The following is a 19,280-nucleotide window of genomic DNA, read 5'->3' as shown; positions in this document are numbered from 1 at the left end:
ATTGATTCAATAAAAAGGAGGTTTCCCATGACCCAATCACCCCCCGTCAAGGAAACGCGCGAATTCCAAACGGAGACCAAACAACTGCTGGATTTGATGATTCATTCCATCTACACCAACCGGGAGATATTTTTGCGGGAGCTTATTTCCAACGCTTCCGACGCCATCGACAAGATACGGTTTGCCTCCCTGACCAACCAGGATCTGCTCGAAGGCAATGCCGACTTCGAAATCTTCCTTCTTCCCGACGAAGGTACGAAAACCCTGACCATCTCGGACAACGGCATGGGCATGACGTATGACGAAGTCGTTGAAAACATCGGCACCATCGCCAAGTCAGGCACCAAAGCTTTTCTGGAAAAAATGAAAGAGAGCGGCTCCGGCTCCGCCTCCGACCTTATCGGTCAGTTCGGCGTCGGCTTTTACTCCGCCTTCATGGTGGCGAAAAAAGTGACACTGATCACCCGCGCTCCCGGCCAGGCCAAAGGCGTGCGCTGGGAGTCAGCCGGCGACGGCGCCTACACCATTGAAGAGTGCGAAAAGGAAGCGCGGGGCACAACGATAATCCTGACCCTGCACGATGAACACTGCGCCGCCGATCACCCCGCGGAAAACTTCCTGAACCGCTACACGCTGCAAAGCCTGGTCAAGAAGTATTCCGACTACATCCGCTCCCCCATCAAGATGAACTTCGTCAAAGAAGAAAAGCCACGCGACCCCGACGGCAAAATCATTGAAGACGCCCCCGCCACCCAGACCGTCGAGGTCCGGACCTTAAACTCCATGGCGCCCCTGTGGACGAAAAACAAAAACGAGATCACCAAGGAAGAGTATCACCAGCTGTACAAAAACCTCTTCCACGACTGGGAAGACCCCCTGGAGATCATCCACTCCAAGGTCGAGGGTGCGGTTGAATACACCACGGTGCTTTTCATCCCCGCCCACGCTCCCTTCGATTTCTACCAGCGGGAAGCCACATCCGGCATCCGGCTCTATTCGCGAAACGTTTTCGTCATGGACAACTACAAAGACCTTCTGCCGGATTACCTGCGTTTCGTCCGCGGCCTTGTCGACTCGCCCGACTTTTCCCTCAACATCTCCCGGGAACTGCTGCAGCACAGCAGCCAATTGAAAAAGGTCGGCAAGAATCTGGAAAAAAGCGTGCTGAAAACGCTGGAAAATCTGTTATCCAAAGAACGGTCCAAGTATGAAACCTTCTGGAAAGAATACGGCAAGGCCATCAAGAGCGGTGTCTACTCCGATTACCAAAACCGCGAAAAGCTGCAGGATCTTCTGCTCTTTCCGTCCTCCAATTCCGAGGATGCTTTAACAACCTTGGCGGATTACGTTTCCCGGATGCGGGAGGGGCAGACGGTTATCTATTATGCTACCGGCAAGGACCGTTCCGCTGCGGAACGCCTGCCGCAGATGGAACTCCTGCGGGAAAAGGGAATTGAGGTCCTTTACCTCCTCGACCGGGTCGACGAATTCGCCATCGACGCCCTGCGCGAATATAAAGACAAGAAGTTCCAGTCCATCAGCCGCGGCGACCTGAAACTGGACGGCATCGACGCCCCGGAAGCCAAGCAGGAGACCGAAAAACTGGCCAAGGAAAACGAGCCGCTGCTGAACGCCGTCAAGGAGAAGCTATCCGGCAGGATCGCCGAGGTCAAGATATCGAGCCGCCTGAAGTCCAGCCCCGTTTGCCTGGTCAGCGGCGAAACCGGCATCAGCCTTTCCATGGAACAGATTTTGTCCGAAATGGACAAAGCCCCGTTCAAGGCCCGGCGGATTTTGGAGTTGAATCCGCACCATGAAGTTTTCTCGGTATTGAAAAAACTGCACGATAAAAATCCCGCTTCCGAAGCCTTCAAAGATTACTGTGAACTGCTGTACGGCCAGGCTCTATTAATGGAAGGGCTTGCCCCGGAAGATCCCGTCGGTTTCGCGAACAAGGTTGCCGCCCTAATGGCAGCGGCCGGCGAAAAAGAGCAATAGGCAAAAGGGCAAGGGGCCTGGAATAAGTACCAGGCCCCTTGCCCTTTTTGTATTTGTTGTAAATTCCTGCCTAATGATGCAGCAACAACCGTCCGTTCTATTTTCTCATACCGATACCCATCGCCTTGTTTAAATTTGCTCTGCTTGTATTGTAATCATAAAGCGACTGGACATAATTAGTCTTAGCCTGTGTTAGCGCCACCTGTGCATCAATAACGTCAAGATTGGTTCCGACTCCGGCACTGTAACGAATCTGGGCAATTTTGAAGTCTTCTTCCGCCTTGGTTACTGCTACCCCGCTGGTGTCGATACGCTTTTCCGCTTCTTTCATGTTGAGATATGCCTGGCGCACTTCAAGAGCAATACCATCCTTGGTTTGTCTTGCCTGCTCTCTTGCCTTATCAACATCCATCTGCGCTTCGTTTATCTTGGCCCTGGTAAGCCCACTGTCAAAAACATTCAATGAAACGGCCAAAACTACCGACCAGTTATTATTTTTCGCGCCGGGAAAATCGTGGTCGTTCCAATCCATAGAGCCGCTCAGAGTAAGGGAAGGCAGAAATCCGCTCTTGGCGACCCTCACGCCCTGACGGGCGCTGTCGATTGTGGCCTTAACCTGAAAAAATTCCGGGCGGTTTGCCAGCGCATATTCCACGCTTTGATCCAAAGACAGCGTATATGGTTCGTGAGTCAGCTCTTCCTTGACTTTGATCTGGCTATCCAGCGGCAATCCAATGACATTATTGAGATTTGCCAGTGACAGATCATAGGCGTTCTGGGCCTTGATGAGATTTTGTTGGGCATTGGCCAGTTCCACCTGGGATCGCAGCACATCGGATTTGGCCACTGTACCAACGTCGTACTGGAGTTCAACATTTTTGAGATGGGCCGCCAGGCTGTCTACCGATTCCTGGTTAACTTGCAGCATGTTACGGGCTTGCAAAACGTTATAGTAGGCAGTGATGGCATTGAGCATGATTTGCTGTTTGGTTTTGCTAACTTCTTGATCAGCAATTTGTGCATTGATTCTCGCCTTTTCGATTAATCCTTCCAATCTGCCGCCACTATATAACGGCAGGCTAAGCGCGAAGTTATTATCAAATGTCGTACTAAAGGTATAATATGGCCTAAGCGTCGAAGGCGGGTATTTTTCCCGGGTATCGCTGTGTGTATATGTGAAGCTAACCCCTTTACCGGCTGCGGCCTCTTTGACGGCCCAGAAAGCTTTCTCCTTATCGGCCTCGGCAATTTTGACGGCGGGATTATTCTTTAATGCGAGGGCAACACATTCGTCCGGCGAAAGTTCTACCATTTCTGCCTGCACACCAGTTTGTAGGGCAAGCAGGAATATAACTAACGAAACAATTGTTTTGGCAGGCAGCCGTGGAAGGAGTCTCAACGGGACAACCTCCTGTAGTTGATTGTTTGGGCTTAGGAGCTGACCTTGCTAAGCCGATAGCTTGCAACCATGAACATTTTTCATTATCTCGGCATAGGTGTAGCCCGCACGTATCAGCGGCTCTACGATATGTGCCTTGATTTTTGGAACATATGTCTTTAGCATGGTTAGTTTACCGCAAAACTGGTATTTGCCTAATGCGGCCGGAATTAAAACCGTCTCGACAGCTTGAATCGGTAGGGAATCTTTATTAAAAACAAGTTCACCTTCCCCCTCGACTATTGAAAAAATGAAAAACTCGCCGTCGGTGGTTTCTTCCATATTGCCGTGCAGCTCATAAAGTTCTACGGCGAAATGGTCATTTGCCACTAAAAATGTCACCGACAAGTTTGAATCATCCAGCCGCCGTAACCCGCGAATCTTCCCGTGCACAGCATTAGGTCGGTCACTCATGGCCTCCAGTGCTTTCTCTATATGCAACTGGCGTTGCTTTCCGGATTGGGTAACCCGGTTATAATCGTAGATGCGATATGTTATGTTCGAATTCTGCTGAATTTCCAAAGCCACGATTTCCGCACCCAAGGAGTGCACCGTACCGGCAGGCACATATACAACATCGGTTGCTTCAATATCAATATAGTTCAGCCATTTTTCCAAACGATTTTCCTCAATACACCGATTAACCGCCGACCGCTTAAATCCCGGCTTGAAATCACATATAACCTTGGCGTCGGGTTTTGCCGAGAGAATATACCACATTTCATTCTTTCCGTAGAATTCGTTTTCCAATTGCTTGGCCATCTCGTCGGAAGGATGCACTTGCACCGACAACTTGTCGCTGGCATCGATAAGCTTGATCAGTATGGGAAAACGGGTTGCATATTTGAGATAAATATCACGCCCCACTGCCTTATCCTTATATGCTTTGATCCAATCGGTGAGCGGTATGCCTATATATTTGCCGTTTGCAATAACGTTTACTCCGTCAGGATGACAGGATACTTCCCAACTTTCGCCAACCTGGCCCTTGGGCAACTTGCGCCCGAGTTTTTCCAGCGCGCGGCCGCCCCAGAGTGAATGTTTATATATCGGCGTCAATTTTAACGGATATAACATGATCCTTCCTCCAAAATATTATGAATAAGGGGGCTAAACTTGAGCCTTGAGATAAAGCTCGTAAATTTATCCCCCTTAAAGTTAACTTGCCAACCCCAATTTGGCTATGGTTACTACTGCCAGGATTTCATTTGCGGCATTTATTACCCTTATGTTGCTCTTGAGAGTTACGTCGGCAACCGTTATTTTATCTCCTAGCCGCTTGGTGCTAACATCAATTTCCACGTATTCCGGCAGCGCTTCCTGTCTTCCCCGGATCATGATTTCCGGTCTTGTTATCTGTAATGCGAGCCTTCTCCTTTGCAGGACATCTTGACCGCAGAATACGACAGGAACGTTTATTTTCAAGGGGGTTTTGTCATTTATAACCTGCAAAGCTATATGGATTAACTTGCCGGTTATCGAGTCTCTTTGGACTTCTTGGATAACGCACGGCGTAATTTCATTATTAATTTTTACCTGAAGCCTGGGATCATAGGTATGTCGCAGCAGTTTTTTCAGCCGCTTTTCTTCGAACTTTACCGGCTGAGACCCAGCCAAATTCCCGCCGTATACTACTCCTGGTACAAATCCGTCTTTTCTTACCTTATTCACTTTTTCCGTCCGGGGGATCGCCCTTATGCATTCACTCATGACTAACTACCTCCTTCTGCAAAAAGTCTCTATTTAGAGTGAAAAAAGCATAATGCCATTTTTGAACATATTTAAACATAGTTTATTGCCTTAAACAGTTCGTCTTTAATCCGCGTGAACTCAAGCTCCGAATCCGCTTCGCAGCGCATGATCACTTCCGGGCCGGTATTCGAAGCGCGGACCAACCCCCAACCTTTTTCAAAGATTGCTCTTACTCCGTCAATATCAATAAATTTATGGCCGGTTTTTGAAAAATAACGCTTGGCATTTTCAACGTACCTGAACTTATCTTCGTCCGAGCAGTTCACCCTCAGTTCCGGCGTTATAAATGTTTTGGGGACATCGGCCAATAATTGGCTCAAGGGAACCGCGCTATGCGAGAGTATCCTCAGCAGCCGGCCCGCGGCATATAGGGCATCGTCGAAGCCGTAATATTCGTCGGCGAAAAACATGTGCCCCGACATTTCGCCGGCAAAGACCGCCTTGATTTCTTTCATTTTGGCCTTAATCAGGGAATGCCCCGTTTTGTAAAAGAAGGGTTTGCCTCCAAGGCGTTTTATCTCGTCGAACAACAGATTCGAACATTTCACTTCCACCAGTGCGTCGGTCCCCGGATATTTGGGCAGTATTTCCCGCCAGAACAGGATCATCAGCATATCGCCCCAGATGATATTTCCCTGTTCGTCCACAACTCCTAGCCTGTCCCCGTCGCCGTCGAAGCCGAGTCCGACGTCCGCCCGGTTTTCCCGCACCTTCTTTTGAAGCTGCTGAAGATTTTCAACCTTGACCGGGTCGGGAAAGTGGTTGGGAAAGGAGCTGTCGGACTCGCAGTACAGCGGAATCACGTCGCAACCCAATTCGTGAAAAAGCTTGGGCGCGAAGAGGCTGGCGGTTCCGTTGCCGCAGTCAACAACGACTTTTAGCCGTTTATCCCCCAGTAAAAGCTTCTCTTTTAAATGGCTTATGTAGTCGTCTTCCGGATAGGCCAGAGAAATGCTCCCATCGCCATGGGCAAATTCTCCTTTATCGATAATCCGTTTCAAATGTAGCAATTCATCGCCATATAGCGTCCGGCCGTCGTACTGGATTTTAAACCCGTTATATTCCGAAGGGTTGTGACTGGCGGTAATCATCACGCCGCCGGATATATCGAATAAATGGGTTGAGTAATAAAAGACGGGCGATACGACAACCCCGATATCTATTACGTCAATTCCGCTTTCCCGCAGCCCTTTTACAATTTGTTCGCGAAGCTCCGGAGAAGAAGCTCGGTTATCCCGTCCGACAATCGCCGCTTTCTCCCCATTATTGCGTAAAAACGTGCCAAACGCTCTTCCGATCAATTCGGCATCGTGAGTAGTTAAATCATGGCCATATACTCCTCGTATGTCATAGTGCCGGAAAATTCCCGGACTGGCTAAACCCATTACTCACTCCCCCTTCATAATTCATCTCATCAATAATTAAGCTGCACATACAATAGGAGATAATGCTTTCCGCCCCTTGATTCAGGTTTAAGCCGGTTGGCGTAATTCCGTCGTAGCAGCCGCCGGTCTGTGGGTCAATCAGGCTTTTTTGCAGGGAATTTTGCCCCAGATACCAATTCCGGCATTTTTTGGCTTTCGATAAATAATCGATCCTTCGGATAACGGAATATCCTTCAAGATAAGCCAACGCTGTCTCGCAAGCTTCGACCGGCTGCTCGTCATATTTTGCCGGAATACCGTCTTTCGAGTACCAGCCGTGACACCCGACAGGTTTGAAATATCCTTCGGAAAAGGTTACCTTTTCCAGAAACGCCAGGCTTTTTTCGGCTATCGACAGCCACTCACTATTGCTCACTACTTTGCCGGCAATAAACATCGCCCAGGGCAAAACGGCATTGCTGTATGTCATAACATCCTCGAACCAATGCCATTTTTTTATTGCGTGCTTTTTGTAGCTGTCGGCCAAGGACCCGGCTAAATCCCGAATACAGTCGTAGGCTTGGGTAGTTGCTACATACCTCAGGCCGATAATGCTGTAGGCCTTAGCCCTAAGCCAGTGTAAGTTCGGCACATTAGGCATACTTTTTGATAGAAGCATTTTGCAAGCTTCCTTCATGCCATCAGGCGTCTTGGGGTTCGCCACGACATACCCCAGTGCCCAGAGGCACCGGCCAAAGCAGTCTTCCGAGCCTTCCTTCTCCAGAAATAGGCGGCCGTAAGACATAAAGTTCCGATACTTCCCGTTTTCAGTTTGCGCGTGCAAAACAAAAGAGAGATATCTATAGGCTAGATCGAGGTATTCTTCCTGTTCATATACCGTCCATAACAGCATCGCCACGATCAGCGCCCTGGCGTTGTCATCCGTGGTATATCCGTGAGTGGGATCGGGAACGCTGAATTTTGCGTGCTGGAACATTCCGGTATCGTCCGTCAGCCGAAAAATGTGGTCGCTATTGAAAGGTGGCGCTGAAATATTACCCATTATCAGCTCACCTTAGCCCCGGTGTCTTTGCTGTCACCAGTTAGTTTAAGAAATAGCTCGAAATATTCGGAGGCCACTGCGTTCCACAGCATATTTTGGCCCAGCTTCGCCGTCCTGCGCTCCATCTCACTTTTTTTGTCGGGGTTGTCCAACACGTGCTTGATACACTTTGCGATGGAATTGGCATCGCGGAATTCGGCCAGAAGACCCCGGCCTTCTCCTAATAGCTCCTGCGCGTATAAGTACGGAGTAGAGACCACTACCCTGCCGGAACCGACGGCATAGGCAAGGGTGCCGCTGACCGCCTGGTCTTTTGAAAGATACGGGGTGAGATAAATGTCGCATAGCCGGAGGTAGTAGATGATTTCTTCCTTTGTAAGGTATTTATCAATGAACCGCACATGGTTTTCGATTCCCAGCCACCCGGTGATGGCAGCCAGTTTTTGCCGATAGTTTTCCCCTTGTTCACTTTTGACGCCCGGATGTGTTTTCCCGAGAATCAGATATAGCGTATTGGGGTGATCCTTCACGACCTGCGCGATCGCTTCGATCCCGTATTCCAGTCCTTTCCCCGGACTGATAAGACCGAAGGTGGCAATAATATTTAAATTGGCATAGCCGTGCTTCTTCTTTAACTTATCCCTTGACTCAAGCAGGCGGAACGGCACACCGTGATGGATGACCTCGATTTTGCCGCTATCAATTCCATAAACATTTTGGAGAATTTTCACGGTGTTTCTGGCCATGGTGACAACCTTGACACTGGCCGCACCCAATGTGGTCAGTACCTGTTTTTGCTTAAAGGTGGGATTTGGCAACACCGTATGAAGGGTGGTAATGAAGGGAACCCGAAGGTTCTTAATCAGTTCCAGAATGTAATCGCCGCAGAATCCGCCGAAAATGCCGTATTCGTGTTCGATTACCAACAGGTCTATATCTGACTCATTGATTTTTTTCGCAAGGTCCAAGTAGCTCCATTTGTCATACTGGGACAACACCGTCATTACCTTCGTGTCGTTATAATAGTCCCCGTTACTGACAGCAATGACTTTCGTCTTGATCAGATCGTCAAAAGCGTCCAATGCCTGTACCAGGTCCTGCGTAAAGGTAGCCAGTCCGCACTCTCTCGGAGGATAAGTGCTCAGAAAGGCTACGTTGCGGATACGATTGGCGGTACCCATCCAAACAATGCCTCCTTTGTTTTATTTATTAAATAGCTATTAGTTTTTCAGAATTCACAACATGTATCGCTAATTAGATTGTCGTAAACGCGGCAGTTATTTACCGCAACTGAATTTATGACCTTAAGGTTTTGCCCAACCTTTACACCGTCCAGCAAAATACTGTCGATGACCATGCTTCCATAACCCACATAAGCGCTGCAACCTAAAACCGCATGGGGACCTATTACGGCCTTGTCATCGACGATGGCCTTGTCGCCAATATAGACCGGCTCGACAACAGTAGCTTCGGGGCTAACGGTCGCGGTAGGGCTTATATAACTCCCGCTGTGTCCGGCGACAGTCCTGCACTTGCCGTCCAGTATATCCCGGTGGGCAAGAAGGTATTTGTCCGTTGTGCCTATATCCAACCAGTAACCTTCATACCGGTAAGCGACTAATTTGTGGTTTTGGGATAGTAACGCCGGAAAGGTTTCCCGCTCAACCGATACGGTCAGACCGGCCGGAATTTCCCGCAGGATCGCGGGCTCAAAGGCATAAACGCCGGCGTTAATCCAGTTTGAGCTAGTCTCGCTGGGCGGCGGCTTTTCCTTGAAGGAACGGATTCTGTAATCGGCATCATATTCAATCACCCCGTATTGTGACGGGTTATTTACTTGCTTCACGGCAATCGTTGCAGCCGCATTGTGCTGTTTATGATGTTTTAGCATGGCTTGTACATCGATTTCGCTCAGTATGTCGGCGTTGAAAATAAGGAAAGTACCATCAAAATGTTTTTCGGCATTTTTGATGGCACCCCCAGTTCCCAGCGGCGTATTTTCATTCACATAGCGGATCGCGACACCTAGATCCGAACCGTCTCCCAACGCGAGTTCTATATCTTTTGCGCGATAACCCGTAGTTACAACAACCTCATCAATCCCGCTTAGGGCAAGATAATTGATTAGCCGCTTCAGGTGGGGTTGCCCCAAAATTGGTACCATCGGTTTAGGAATATTGTCTGTGAGGGGCCTTAGGCGCGTCCCCAGCCCTCCAGCCAGTAAAAGTGCTTTCAACTTAAAATCCCTCCTTGCAATGACGCCTCGAAAACCTTATCCAGTTAAAAGCCTTCTGCATCAAATTCAGGACAGCTCTTTATGTATTCGAGCAAGTCGCTCAGTGACGCTGTTGCCAACGCAACGCACGTATCGGCGCCTCCGTAGTACATCATTACAGTGCCATCGTCGTCCAGCACCCACCCGCACGGAAAGACCACATCGTCAACATCTCCCTCGCGCTCATAAGGTGCCGACGGACCAAAGACCCACTCGTCGCTTCGTCTCAGGACACGGGATGGATTTTCCAGATCCAGCAGCGCTAAGCCCAGCCTGTAAATTGCACCCGCCGCCGTTTGCCGCACCCCGTGGTAAAGCATTAGCCAACCCTCCGAAGTCTCGAGCGGTTGAGCTGACAGACCAATTTTTTGGGAATCCCACCAGCCTCCGTTTCGGGCTTTTAAAAGAATATGATGATCGCCCCAATACTTTAGGTCGGGAGAACAAGAAACCCAGATATGGCCAATGGCACCGTAATGTCCAGGAATGGGCCGGTGAATCAAATACCATTTACCGTTGAAACGGCGGGGAAAAAGCGCCGCGTCTTTGTCGTCCGGCGGCACAATGGGCCCTAAGCGCTCAAAGTGCGTAAAGTCCTCCGTCAACGCAAGCGAAACCAGCGGACCGCCCGTGGAATACGCCGTATAGGCTACCGACCATTTTTTTAGCTCTTCCAGCCAGGTAATTCTGGGGTCCTCAATCCCCCAAATTTCTTCCGGATGATTTGCCGGGTCCGGCTCCAATGTGGGCATACTGTCTATTTGCCAGTTGTCGATCCCGTTTTCGCTAACAGCCTTTGTAAAGTGGGAAAAGCCTCGTCTATCTTCCACCCGCACAAGAAGCAACGTCTTTCCATTATACTTGGTTGCCGCCGGGTTAAACACGGTGTTCGCAGCATATGGCCAGTCTTTTATCGTTAAAATAGGATTTTGGGGGTGGCGCCTGAACAATTCCCTATAACTATTATCCTTAGAGTCATTGCTTACACTTCGTAGTCTTGATTGAAAATGCGTCGTCAATAAAAAAACCCCTTCCAATTTTGAATGTAAATGGATCACACAAAAAATCAGTGGAGGTTGTGTTAGCACTCAGGCAACGTGAGTGCTAACGTAATTTTAACTCTATTTTAGCGACCCAAAATATACCTGTCAAGAACCCGGAAAACTAATTTTATAACAAAATTTGTTTTTCTCAACTCGTGACGCAGTATACCTCATTGACTCTCTTTCTAGTTCTGGCAGACCCGGCTACAACCACGATAACAGTAAAGGCTGTGCTGTCTCATATGACTTATTACAAAAAAGCGCAAGGGAATTTTCCCTAGCCACAGTCTGCGTGTTGAAGAAATAGTGGATTTTTTTCGCTAAACCCGCTCTAAATCCAACTTTTTGAGCGATTTCGTTCTTGATTTGCGGTGGCAGATTTTTATAATTAAAAGTGTTAGCACTCATTAGCCCGGAGTGCTAACACAAATTACACTAAGGAGGTTATGCATATGATCAAGCCGTTGGGCGACAGAGTTGTTGTCAAAGCTTTGGAAAGAGAAGAAAAAACAAAGAGTGGTATTGTCCTTCCCGATACTGCCAAGGAGAAACCCCAGGAAGGCAAAATTGTCGCGGTAGGTACCGGCAAACTTTTGGAAAACGGTCAGCGCGTGCCCCTCGACGTAAAAGAAGGCGACAAGGTTGTTTTCTCTAAGTACGGGGGTACCGAAATCAAAATCGATGGACAGGACTATTTAATCCTCAGCGAGCGGGATGTCCTGGCTATTGTTGAATAGATAAGGGGGCAAAGCAATATGGCGAAGCAGATTATTTTTGACGAAGAAGCACGCCGGGCCCTGGAAAGAGGCGTCAACGCGCTGGCGAACACCGTAAAAGTTACTTTGGGCCCCAAAGGGCGCAATGTCGTGCTGGACAAAAAATTCGGAGCACCTACTATCACTAACGACGGCGTAACCATCGCCAAGGAGATCGACCTGGAAGATCCCTACGAAAATATGGGCGCGCAACTCGTTAAAGTCGTTGCTACAAAGACGAATGACGTTGCCGGGGACGGAACTACCACCGCCACCTTGCTGGCTCAGGCCATGATTCACGAAGGAATGCGTAATGTGGCCGCCGGCGCCAACCCAATGATCATTAAAAAAGGTATTGAGCGTGCAGTCAATTCGTTGGTAGACGAGATTAAGAAAGACGCCAAAAAAGTCGAGACTCAGGAAGCCATTGCCCAGGTTGCTTCGATTTCAGCGTCTGATACGGAAATCGGCAAGTTGATCGCCGAAGCTATGGAGAAAGTCGGCAAAGACGGCGTTATCACCGTTGAAGAATCCAAGACGATGGGTACCGACCTTGAGGTCGTGGAAGGCATGCAGTTTGACCGCGGCTACATATCGCCGCACATGATTACTGATGTCGACAAGATGGAGGCTGTACTCAACGAGCCTTACATCCTTATCACCGACCGCAAGATCGGTGCGGTCGCCGACTTGCTTCCCCTTCTGGAAAAAGTCGTCAAACAAGGCAAAGAACTGCTCATCATTGCCGAAGATGTCGAGGGCGAAGCACTTGCTACCCTTGTCGTCAATAAACTTCGCGGCACTTTCCGGGCCGTTGCCGTAAAAGCCCCCGGATTTGGTGATCGCCGCAAAGCCATGTTGGAAGATATCGCTATCCTGACCGGCGGCAACGTGATCACCGAGGAACTCGGCCGCAAGCTTGACAGCGTTGAAATCAGCGACCTTGGCAAGGCCCGGTTGGTTCGCGTGGCCAAGGAAGAAACCACGATTGTCGAAGGCTCCGGTTCCGCTGATAAAATCAAAGGCCGTGTTAACCAGATCAAAGCGCAGATCGAAGAAACCACCTCCGACTACGATAAGGAAAAGCTGCAGGAACGCTTGGCTAAGCTGGCGGGTGGCGTAGCCGTAATCCGTGTCGGCGCAGCTACCGAGGTGGAGCTGAAAGAAAAGAAACTCCGTATTGAAGACGCGCTCAACGCTACCCGCGCCGCAGTTGAGGAAGGGATTGTCCCCGGCGGCGGCACGGCCTTTATCGATGCTTTGCCTGTTCTCGACAAGGTGGAGGCTTCCGGTGACGAAGCGACCGGCGTAGCCATCGTAAAACGCGCCGTAGAAGAGCCGCTGCGGCAGATTGCCAACAACGCCGGCCTCGAAGGTTCGGTCATTGTTGAAAACGCCAAAAAAGCCGGCAAAGGAATTGGGTTCAATGCTCTGACGGAAGAGTACACCGACATGATTGCCGCCGGTATCGTCGATCCGGTTAAAGTAACTCGCTCCGCCCTGCAAAATGCGGCTAGCATCGCCGCCATGGTTCTTACCACCGAGACCTTGGTTGCCGACAAGCCGAAGAAAGAACCGCCACCTATGCCTGGCGGCGGAATGGACGGGATGATGTAGACTAATATATTTTTGATTATTTATTGCGGGGCAGGCGCTTGCTGCCCCGCTTGTTGTAATTTTCCGGCCGCTATGGCTAAAGGCCTTTAAGGCGTGCAGTATTCAAAAAACTTCATATTTTCTGACCAGTGAGGTATGATGACCATGAGAAGCCTAGAAGAAAGTATAAGATTTTACCGGCTTATACAGACACTCATTTGGGCCAAAAGAACAAGTGGAAAATCCTCGCAAGAAGTGGTAAACGCAATTTTTCGTAACTGTAAAAAGGACTTTGCTTATTTAGAAAATGACCAACAGGCTAAACCATCCCGAAACTGTAGCTGATAAATGTGGTTTGGAAGTTATAAATTTCGAGCTGGAGGTGAGACCAATATCTAACAACCTGGGGCTTTTAACCGATCTCTATCAGCTCAGGATGATGCAGGGGTATTATAAAACCGGTAAAGCCGACGATATCACGGTGTTTGAAAGGTTTTACCGCATAAATCCTTATGGGAGTGCATACACGATTGTTGCCGGTGTCGATCGTGCCCTGGATTATTTGGAAAACCTCTCTTTTACCGCCGATGATATCGCCTATCTCAAAACACTGGGAGGATTTCAGGAAGATTTTCTGCGCTATCTGCAGTCGTTTCGATTTACCGGTGATGTCTATGCGATGCCGGAAGGGTCGGTGGCCTTTCCCGGTGAACCGCTCTTTATTGTAAAGGCGCGTCGTATCGAAGCGCAATTGGTGGAAACAGCGCTCTCAACCTTTCTCAATCATGAAAGCCTTATTGCTACAAAAGCGAGCCGGGTTCGTTGGGCCGCCAAGGACGACCCTGTACTGGAATTTGGCCTTCGCAGAGCCCAAGGCATGGATGCAGGTGTGTTTGGCGCCCGGGCGGCGATAATCGGCGGGTGTGACGCTACATCCAACGTACTCGCCGGGAAAATGTTCGGCGCAAAGGTCGTCGGGACGATGGCCCACAGTTGGGTCATGTCGTTCGCCAGCGAACTTGAAGCTTTTGAACGGTTTATCGAGCTTTATCCCGAAAACGCCGTACTGGTTGTTGACACCTTTGACACGCTAACGTCGGGTGTGCCGAACGCAATAACAGCGTTCCAACTCGCTAAGAGCCGCGGCATTAAGCTGACCCGTTACGGAATTCGTTTAGACAGCGGGGATCTCGCCTACCTTTCTGGCGAAGCCCGGCGTATGTTGGACTCCGAAGGGTTTACCAATGCGATTATCAGTGCTTCCAATGACCTTGACGAGCAGCTCATTCAAGAACTTAAAACACAGGGGGCCAAAATCACAGAATGGGGCGTCGGTACCAAGCTTATTACCGGCGATGGTTGTGCAGCCCTCGGCGGGGTATACAAGCTTGCCGCCGAATATGATAAGGCAGGCAACGAAATCCCAAAACTGAAGATCTCGGAAAACCCTGAAAAAGTTACCAATCCGGGGACAAAAGCCGTCTATCGGATTTATGACAAGGCAGCAGGGAAAATTAAGGTTGAACTAATTACTCTGAGACAGGAGTCGCTTAGCGAGATAGAAAACCTGACAGTGGCTGACGAAACCCACCCATGGAAAAAGATGATTTTAAGGGCGGGGAGTTATGAAATGCGGGAAATGCTGTCCCTTGTCATGCAAGGCGGTAGACGGCTCACCCCGATTACCAATCTCGCTGCTATTCAGGCATATACCGCGCGTGAACTGAAAACTCTCTGGGACGAATCCCGCAGGCTGGTTAACCCGCATCCCGTCAAAGTCGACCTTTCAAATGTTCTTTGTAGCCTGAAAAAAGAGCTTATTAATGGCCTGCGTGGGAAGTAGTGTCCAAAAGCAGTCACTGGTATCAAGATAACACGAGTTAAACCTTGACCTGCCCTCGAGAACGACTCCGGCTTTAGTCAGTTTTATATAAAACTACGCAAATTTCATCTCTCGTCGCTTGATTGATCGCTTTTTCTTCTCACAACTTCCACTCAACCAGTGGCTTTCTCGAGAAAAACTCTGCCAATCCAAGGGTCAAGTTTGCCCTCATAGGTTTCGTCTTGTATGATTTTCAGAGCTGCAGTATGAGCCATTCGGGGACGGTATACCCTATCGGATGTTATGGCGTCGTAAATATCCGCGATGGCGATAATTTTCGAGAAGTCATGAATATCTTCAGTGTTTAATCCGAGCGGATAACCACTTCCATTCAGCCGCTCATGGTGTTGCAGGACTCCAACTTTAATTGAGTTCGGCATTGATTTAATCTCGGATAGATATTTATAGCTAAACGCACTATGCCTTCTCATCGTGCACATTTCTTCGCCGTTTAATTTACTTGGCTTATTTAATATCTCTAGCGGAATAATTGCTTTTCCAATGTCATGTAGCAACCCAGCAAGCATTAAATTTCCGACCTCTTCATTGTCATAACCTAGCCAACTGCCGATTATAGCAGCGATTGCGCCAACCTTCACGCAATGGCGGTATGTAGACTCAGATCTATTTTTTACCATGTTAATGATATGGGCCGTATCAGCTATACTTTCCATCAATGGTGAATTACCTTTATTGATTCCAACTATCCGTGTGACCGGCATTTGAGTTAACGCGCACTCAGTTTTGTCAAAAGCATGTAATAGTTCGCCAATAATCTTTTGTCTTGAACAGAACTTTTCTTGGCAATCTTCGTCTATTGGAAGCAATTTATCCGTCCCAGATATTATATAGATATCTTGGGAAGCCAGGTTAATCAAGGAGTTTATATGCTCATTAGTTAAAATTGTACCTTTTTTGATTAATATTCTTCCGCTGTCAAGAATAATATCGCGTCCAAGTACCATACCCGATGTAATGTTTCTTGTACTTACAGGAAAAATCATTATTTAGATCATCTCCTTTCTCGTCTAGTAAACATAATAAAACCCGGATATCGACACCGGGTTATAAACAAATATGTTGCAACCTGGCGATCGTAGAGATATCTTTAGACCCATGGCTTTGCGTCCTTATCTTTCGATAAGTTTGCCAGTATTATCTTGTTCATCGTAAAGGTGCAACTAGACTTTTGGGTGAATGCTTCAAGCACTTTCGCTGTCAATTGTTTGCTCTAAGGTTTTGAGTCCGGAACTGTCTTTCTTCGCCGCCGTAGATGCAAGGCTGGCCTTGTTGATTAACGACGCCAATAATCGGCCATGCGAAAGGGACCGGTCACTTACCCGGCCTGCGGTGGCAACACCAACAGACATGGTCACCGGTATGGTATCCGGAAAATGATACCCGGCCACAATCTGTCTTAAGTCATTTGCCAACGTTGTAATGTCTTCTCGGGAGCATGTCATAAGGGTGATAAATTCGTCGCCGCCATACCGGCACAGGATTGCCCCTGGCGGCGTATGCGCTTGTAGAAGCGCACCAAATTCTTTCAATATGAGATCACCTTTAACGTGACCATATTGCTTGTTAATCTCCCCGAAATTATCGATGTCAGCAAATACCATAGATATTTCCTGGCCGGACGCCATAAGTTTCAGCGCGTTATAATAAAGATAATCCGTCCTATATAGCCCGGTAAGTAGATCTGTATGTTTCCCTAATTCTTGCTTTATAACGGTCGGAGTTACAATTCCCTTTAACACATCATGTTCGCACACCAGAAGGGCTGATAATCTATCTTGCTCCATAAGTTCCCTAGCACGCCAGAGAGGCATGTCCGGTTCTACATATGTAAAATTCCCACTCATCGCATCGGCCGCAATACGATTCGGGTGCGCCCGCATAGTGTCTTGCCAAGACAATACGCCCACTACTTGTCCTTCATCAATTACCGGAAAGCAGTCTTGCTCTCTTTCAAAAAATAAAGATTTTACCTGTCGGAGGCCGGCCGTTGCCTCGACGGTCTCCGGAGTAATCATGAAATCAACTATCTTTCTAATCATAATTCCACACTCTTATGCACTTCCAGCGTAATCTGGATCTGAACTTTAATAATCATCTTTTCATTAGCGATTTTTTCAGCTTCTTCCAAAATCAGCGCAACCAGTTTGTCCCGCCGAATCATGCTAAGAAGTGATTTGCGGATGACCACTGCTTCAATTAGTGCATGCTCCACTTTTTCGATTTCATATTGATCCGGGGATAAAATGTCCACCATTCGCCTGGCTGCCTCAGGGCCAATGGGAGCCATTTTCCCTACAATAAGGACATCCTGCATGGGAGGCATTTCAAACTCGGTCAACCGCATTTGAATATCTGCCTTACGTGAATTCTCATTGGTATTAGTCACAAGTTCTCCTCCCCAATTAGATCATATCTCTTTTATAATACTACAAATTTTTCCTATTATTAATACTCAACTGGCAAAATCAGCTATGAAAAAACATAAAAGGGGGTGTCGCAAAACGCTTTTTTTCAAAAAGCGTTTTGCGGCCCTCTTTTTGTATGGGTAGGCAGAAAATAGATAGGGGAACAAGTAAAAAAGAAACCCTCCGCCGGTTTCCGAGCACAACAAAACAGAGGAAGCCTCTTCCCCTAAGAAAAAGTCTGGATGTGGTTGTCAGGCCGTTTGGGGAATATGCAAATACGTTCCATAGCGACCACTTTGGATTTTGTTGTGAAGCTTGTTTAGGTTATACCCCATGCACAACAGAAGAAACTCGGTTTGTACCTTGACGCTGCCCCGCAGCAGAAACCTCCGAAAGCCCATGTCCTGTTTGAGTACCCCGAAGGCTCCCTCCACTTGAATGGAGCGGTTTATACGTAACAGGATACCTTCCTCGCTTTGAATGCGCGCCTGCATTTCTTGCCGCTGTCTAAGAAAGGTTTTCGATACATACAAGTTCTTGCTTCTCTCTTCGAGCGGTGTCTTGCTCTTGCCTTTAATGCATTGGCTCTTATAAGGACAACCGGCACATTCAGTACAGGTATAGACCGTTGTCACAATGTTGCAACCGGCTTTTGAATGGGTCTTCTTTTCATACGTTGCCCGGATGGAGTGGCCCTTGTAGCAGAGGTAGCTGTCGCTGTTCTCATCGTAAGGCATATTTTCCCGCCTACCGATGTCACTTTTGTACTTGCGCGTTTTGGCTTTGTCGTGATTGGCCGGTTTAATAAACGCGGTTTGCCCGTTTTCCTCGCACCAGGCATAGTTTTCTTCACTCTCGAATCCCGCGTCGGCTACGGGCCTGGTATACCCTAGTCCTTGGAGCACCTTGAGGATCGGAATGAGGGTTGGGCTGTCGCTTCGCTCCTGAGAAATCTTAGCGGCTACGACATATTCGGCGTCCACCGCCAAAGTTGCGTTGTAGCCCGGTTTAAGCTGACCGTTTTTCATGTGGTCTTCCTTCATCCGCAGGAAGGTTGCGTCCCGGTCTGTCTTAGAAAAGCTGTTGCGTTCCCCGAAGCTGTGGTTGTAGTCGTCGTACTTCTTCTGTCGGGCCAGATATTCCTCGACCATTTCCACCGCCCGCTGCAACGGCGTTTTTCGCTGCCCTTTGCCGCGGGCAAAGACGATACTTCGCTGAGCTTGTAGCGTTTTGAGCCGTTTGCGCAGCTTTTTCAGATATTTGGCCTTGATCTTCTCTCCGGCGTAAAAACGCAACCCGAGCTGGCCCGCCAGTGGCGGCAGCTCAAGCTTCATCTTTTCCTGCATCTTTTGTTCATTCGTTTGTGTCGCTTTCTTCCAGACAAAGCTGTCGCGGTTAGCATTAGCCTCCAGCTTGGTTCCATCGATGAATACGCTTGACAGCGATAGTTCGCCTGCATCGGCCAAGTGCCCTACAAGCTGGGTAAATAGGTCATCTACCACCTCAGTCAGCCGCTCGCTGCGAAACCGTGCGATCGTGGCATGATCGGGGGCTTTTTCCCGGCCCAGCAGGTACATGAAATTGACATCTCGTCGACAGGCCTGTTCCAGTTGGCGGCTGGAATAGATGCCATTCATGTAGCCATATACGAGAATTTTGAATAGACGTTTCGGTGAAATCTCGATTCT

Annotated in this window: 16 protein-coding genes and 1 riboswitch; of the genes, 4 read left to right on the top strand and 12 right to left on the bottom strand. The window is 48.6% G+C overall.

The genetic code is table 11. The features are described 5' to 3' along the window. The first annotated feature begins 27 nt into the window (after window positions 1–27). Window positions 28–1,998: a molecular chaperone HtpG gene (gene htpG, locus P22_RS15940; RefSeq protein WP_054261225.1), complete on the top strand. Its 1,971-nt coding sequence runs from the start codon at window positions 28–30 to the stop codon at window positions 1,996–1,998. Window positions 1,999–2,095: 97 nt separating this feature from the next. Here htpG and P22_RS15935 read toward each other — a convergent pair whose 3' ends face one another. From P22_RS15935 to P22_RS15900, 8 genes are all read right to left on the bottom strand, one after another. Continuing rightward, window positions 2,096–3,397 carry a TolC family protein gene (locus P22_RS15935; RefSeq protein WP_054261224.1) on the bottom strand — a complete coding sequence of 434 codons (1,302 nt, stop codon included), beginning with the start codon at window positions 3,395–3,397 and terminating at the stop codon, window positions 2,096–2,098. 48 nt (window positions 3,398–3,445) lie between these two features. Further along, window positions 3,446–4,513: a type I phosphomannose isomerase catalytic subunit gene (locus P22_RS15930; RefSeq protein WP_054261223.1), complete on the bottom strand. Its 1,068-nt coding sequence runs from the start codon at window positions 4,511–4,513 to the stop codon at window positions 3,446–3,448. Between the two features lie 81 nt (window positions 4,514–4,594). Then, window positions 4,595–5,146 (bottom strand): 50S ribosomal protein L25, encoded by a 552-nt coding sequence (locus P22_RS15925; RefSeq protein WP_054261222.1) that lies wholly within the window; start codon window positions 5,144–5,146, stop codon window positions 4,595–4,597. 71 nt (window positions 5,147–5,217) lie between these two features. Further along, window positions 5,218–6,573: a phosphomannomutase/phosphoglucomutase gene (locus P22_RS15920; protein ID WP_054261221.1), complete on the bottom strand. Its 1,356-nt coding sequence runs from the start codon at window positions 6,571–6,573 to the stop codon at window positions 5,218–5,220. Then, on the bottom strand, window positions 6,536–7,615 hold the full coding sequence (locus tag P22_RS15915; RefSeq protein WP_054261220.1) for a hypothetical protein: 1,080 nt from the start codon (window positions 7,613–7,615) through the stop codon (window positions 6,536–6,538). The genes P22_RS15920 and P22_RS15915 overlap by 38 nt, the downstream gene beginning before the upstream one ends. A 2-nt stretch (window positions 7,616–7,617) precedes the next feature. Then, window positions 7,618–8,796 (bottom strand): glycosyltransferase family 4 protein, encoded by a 1,179-nt coding sequence (locus P22_RS15910; RefSeq protein WP_054261219.1) that lies wholly within the window; start codon window positions 8,794–8,796, stop codon window positions 7,618–7,620. 47 nt (window positions 8,797–8,843) lie between these two features. Then, on the bottom strand, window positions 8,844–9,851 hold the full coding sequence (locus P22_RS15905) for a sugar phosphate nucleotidyltransferase (RefSeq protein WP_054261218.1): 1,008 nt from the start codon (window positions 9,849–9,851) through the stop codon (window positions 8,844–8,846). A gap of 44 nt (window positions 9,852–9,895) precedes the next feature. Continuing rightward, window positions 9,896–10,840 carry a glycoside hydrolase family 130 protein gene (locus tag P22_RS15900; protein ID WP_235814686.1) on the bottom strand — a complete coding sequence of 315 codons (945 nt, stop codon included), beginning with the start codon at window positions 10,838–10,840 and terminating at the stop codon, window positions 9,896–9,898. Between the two features lie 545 nt (window positions 10,841–11,385). On the opposite strand from P22_RS15900, the gene groES reads away from it, so the two are divergent. The 3 genes from groES to P22_RS15885 all read left to right on the top strand — a co-directional run bounded on the left by groES (window position 11,386) and on the right by P22_RS15885 (window position 15,127). Next, complete coding sequence (groES, locus tag P22_RS15895; RefSeq protein ID WP_072169816.1) at window positions 11,386–11,670, top strand: co-chaperone GroES; 285 nt, start codon at window positions 11,386–11,388, stop codon at window positions 11,668–11,670. 18 nt (window positions 11,671–11,688) lie between these two features. Continuing rightward, the gene (gene groL, locus P22_RS15890) at window positions 11,689–13,305 is read left to right on the top strand and encodes a chaperonin GroEL (RefSeq protein WP_054261215.1); all 1,617 of its coding nucleotides are present in this window, start codon (window positions 11,689–11,691) and stop codon (window positions 13,303–13,305) included. A 334-nt stretch (window positions 13,306–13,639) separates the two neighbouring features. Next, window positions 13,640–15,127, top strand: coding sequence for a nicotinate phosphoribosyltransferase (locus P22_RS15885; RefSeq protein WP_216598094.1), 1,488 nt, complete (start codon window positions 13,640–13,642; stop codon window positions 15,125–15,127). Window positions 15,128–15,279: 152 nt separating this feature from the next. On the opposite strand, the gene P22_RS15880 is transcribed toward P22_RS15885, so the two are convergent. The 4 genes from P22_RS15880 to P22_RS15865 form a co-directional block, all read right to left on the bottom strand. Next, window positions 15,280–16,170 carry an HD-GYP domain-containing protein gene (locus tag P22_RS15880; protein ID WP_054261214.1) on the bottom strand — a complete coding sequence of 297 codons (891 nt, stop codon included), beginning with the start codon at window positions 16,168–16,170 and terminating at the stop codon, window positions 15,280–15,282. A gap of 74 nt (window positions 16,171–16,244) precedes the next feature. Continuing rightward, window positions 16,245–16,327: riboswitch (cyclic di-GMP riboswitch) on the bottom strand. Between the two features lie 41 nt (window positions 16,328–16,368). Then, on the bottom strand, window positions 16,369–17,226 hold the full coding sequence (locus P22_RS15875; protein WP_054261213.1) for a GGDEF domain-containing protein: 858 nt from the start codon (window positions 17,224–17,226) through the stop codon (window positions 16,369–16,371). Then, entirely contained in the window at window positions 17,223–17,573 is a 351-nt protein-coding gene (locus P22_RS15870) for a hypothetical protein (RefSeq protein WP_172675861.1), read from the bottom strand. Before P22_RS15870 ends, P22_RS15875 begins: the two co-directional genes overlap by 4 nt. Window positions 17,574–17,843: 270 nt before the next feature. Next, window positions 17,844–19,280: IS1182 family transposase (locus P22_RS15865; protein WP_054261212.1), on the bottom strand; the 1,437-nt coding region annotated here is incomplete at its 5' end.

The organism is Propionispora sp. 2/2-37 (assembly GCF_001298735.1).
In the GTDB taxonomy this organism is placed as follows: Bacteria; Bacillota; Negativicutes; order Propionisporales; family Propionisporaceae; genus Propionispora.
The sequence above is the reverse complement of the archived record's forward strand: the minus strand, read 5'-3'. Positions and strand labels throughout refer to the sequence as shown.

Excerpts from the sequence above, each read along its gene's own strand:
- P22_RS15880 (WP_054261214.1), bottom strand. The coding sequence starts at position 16,170 with ATGATTTTTCCTGTAAGTACAAGAAACATTACATCGGGTATGGTACTT.
- P22_RS15910 (WP_054261219.1), bottom strand. The coding sequence starts at position 8,796 with ATGGGTACCGCCAATCGTATCCGCAACGTAGCCTTTCTGAGCACTTAT.
- htpG (WP_054261225.1), top strand. The coding sequence starts at position 28 with ATGACCCAATCACCCCCCGTCAAGGAAACGCGCGAATTCCAAACGGAG.
- P22_RS15925 (WP_054261222.1), bottom strand. The coding sequence starts at position 5,146 with ATGAGTGAATGCATAAGGGCGATCCCCCGGACGGAAAAAGTGAATAAG.
- P22_RS15930 (WP_054261223.1), bottom strand. The coding sequence starts at position 4,513 with ATGTTATATCCGTTAAAATTGACGCCGATATATAAACATTCACTCTGG.
- P22_RS15915 (WP_054261220.1), bottom strand. The coding sequence starts at position 7,615 with ATGGGTAATATTTCAGCGCCACCTTTCAATAGCGACCACATTTTTCGG.
- groL (WP_054261215.1), top strand. The coding sequence starts at position 11,689 with ATGGCGAAGCAGATTATTTTTGACGAAGAAGCACGCCGGGCCCTGGAA.
- P22_RS15920 (WP_054261221.1), bottom strand. The coding sequence starts at position 6,573 with ATGGGTTTAGCCAGTCCGGGAATTTTCCGGCACTATGACATACGAGGA.
- P22_RS15875 (WP_054261213.1), bottom strand. The coding sequence starts at position 17,226 with ATGATTAGAAAGATAGTTGATTTCATGATTACTCCGGAGACCGTCGAG.
- groES (WP_072169816.1), top strand. The coding sequence starts at position 11,386 with ATGATCAAGCCGTTGGGCGACAGAGTTGTTGTCAAAGCTTTGGAAAGA.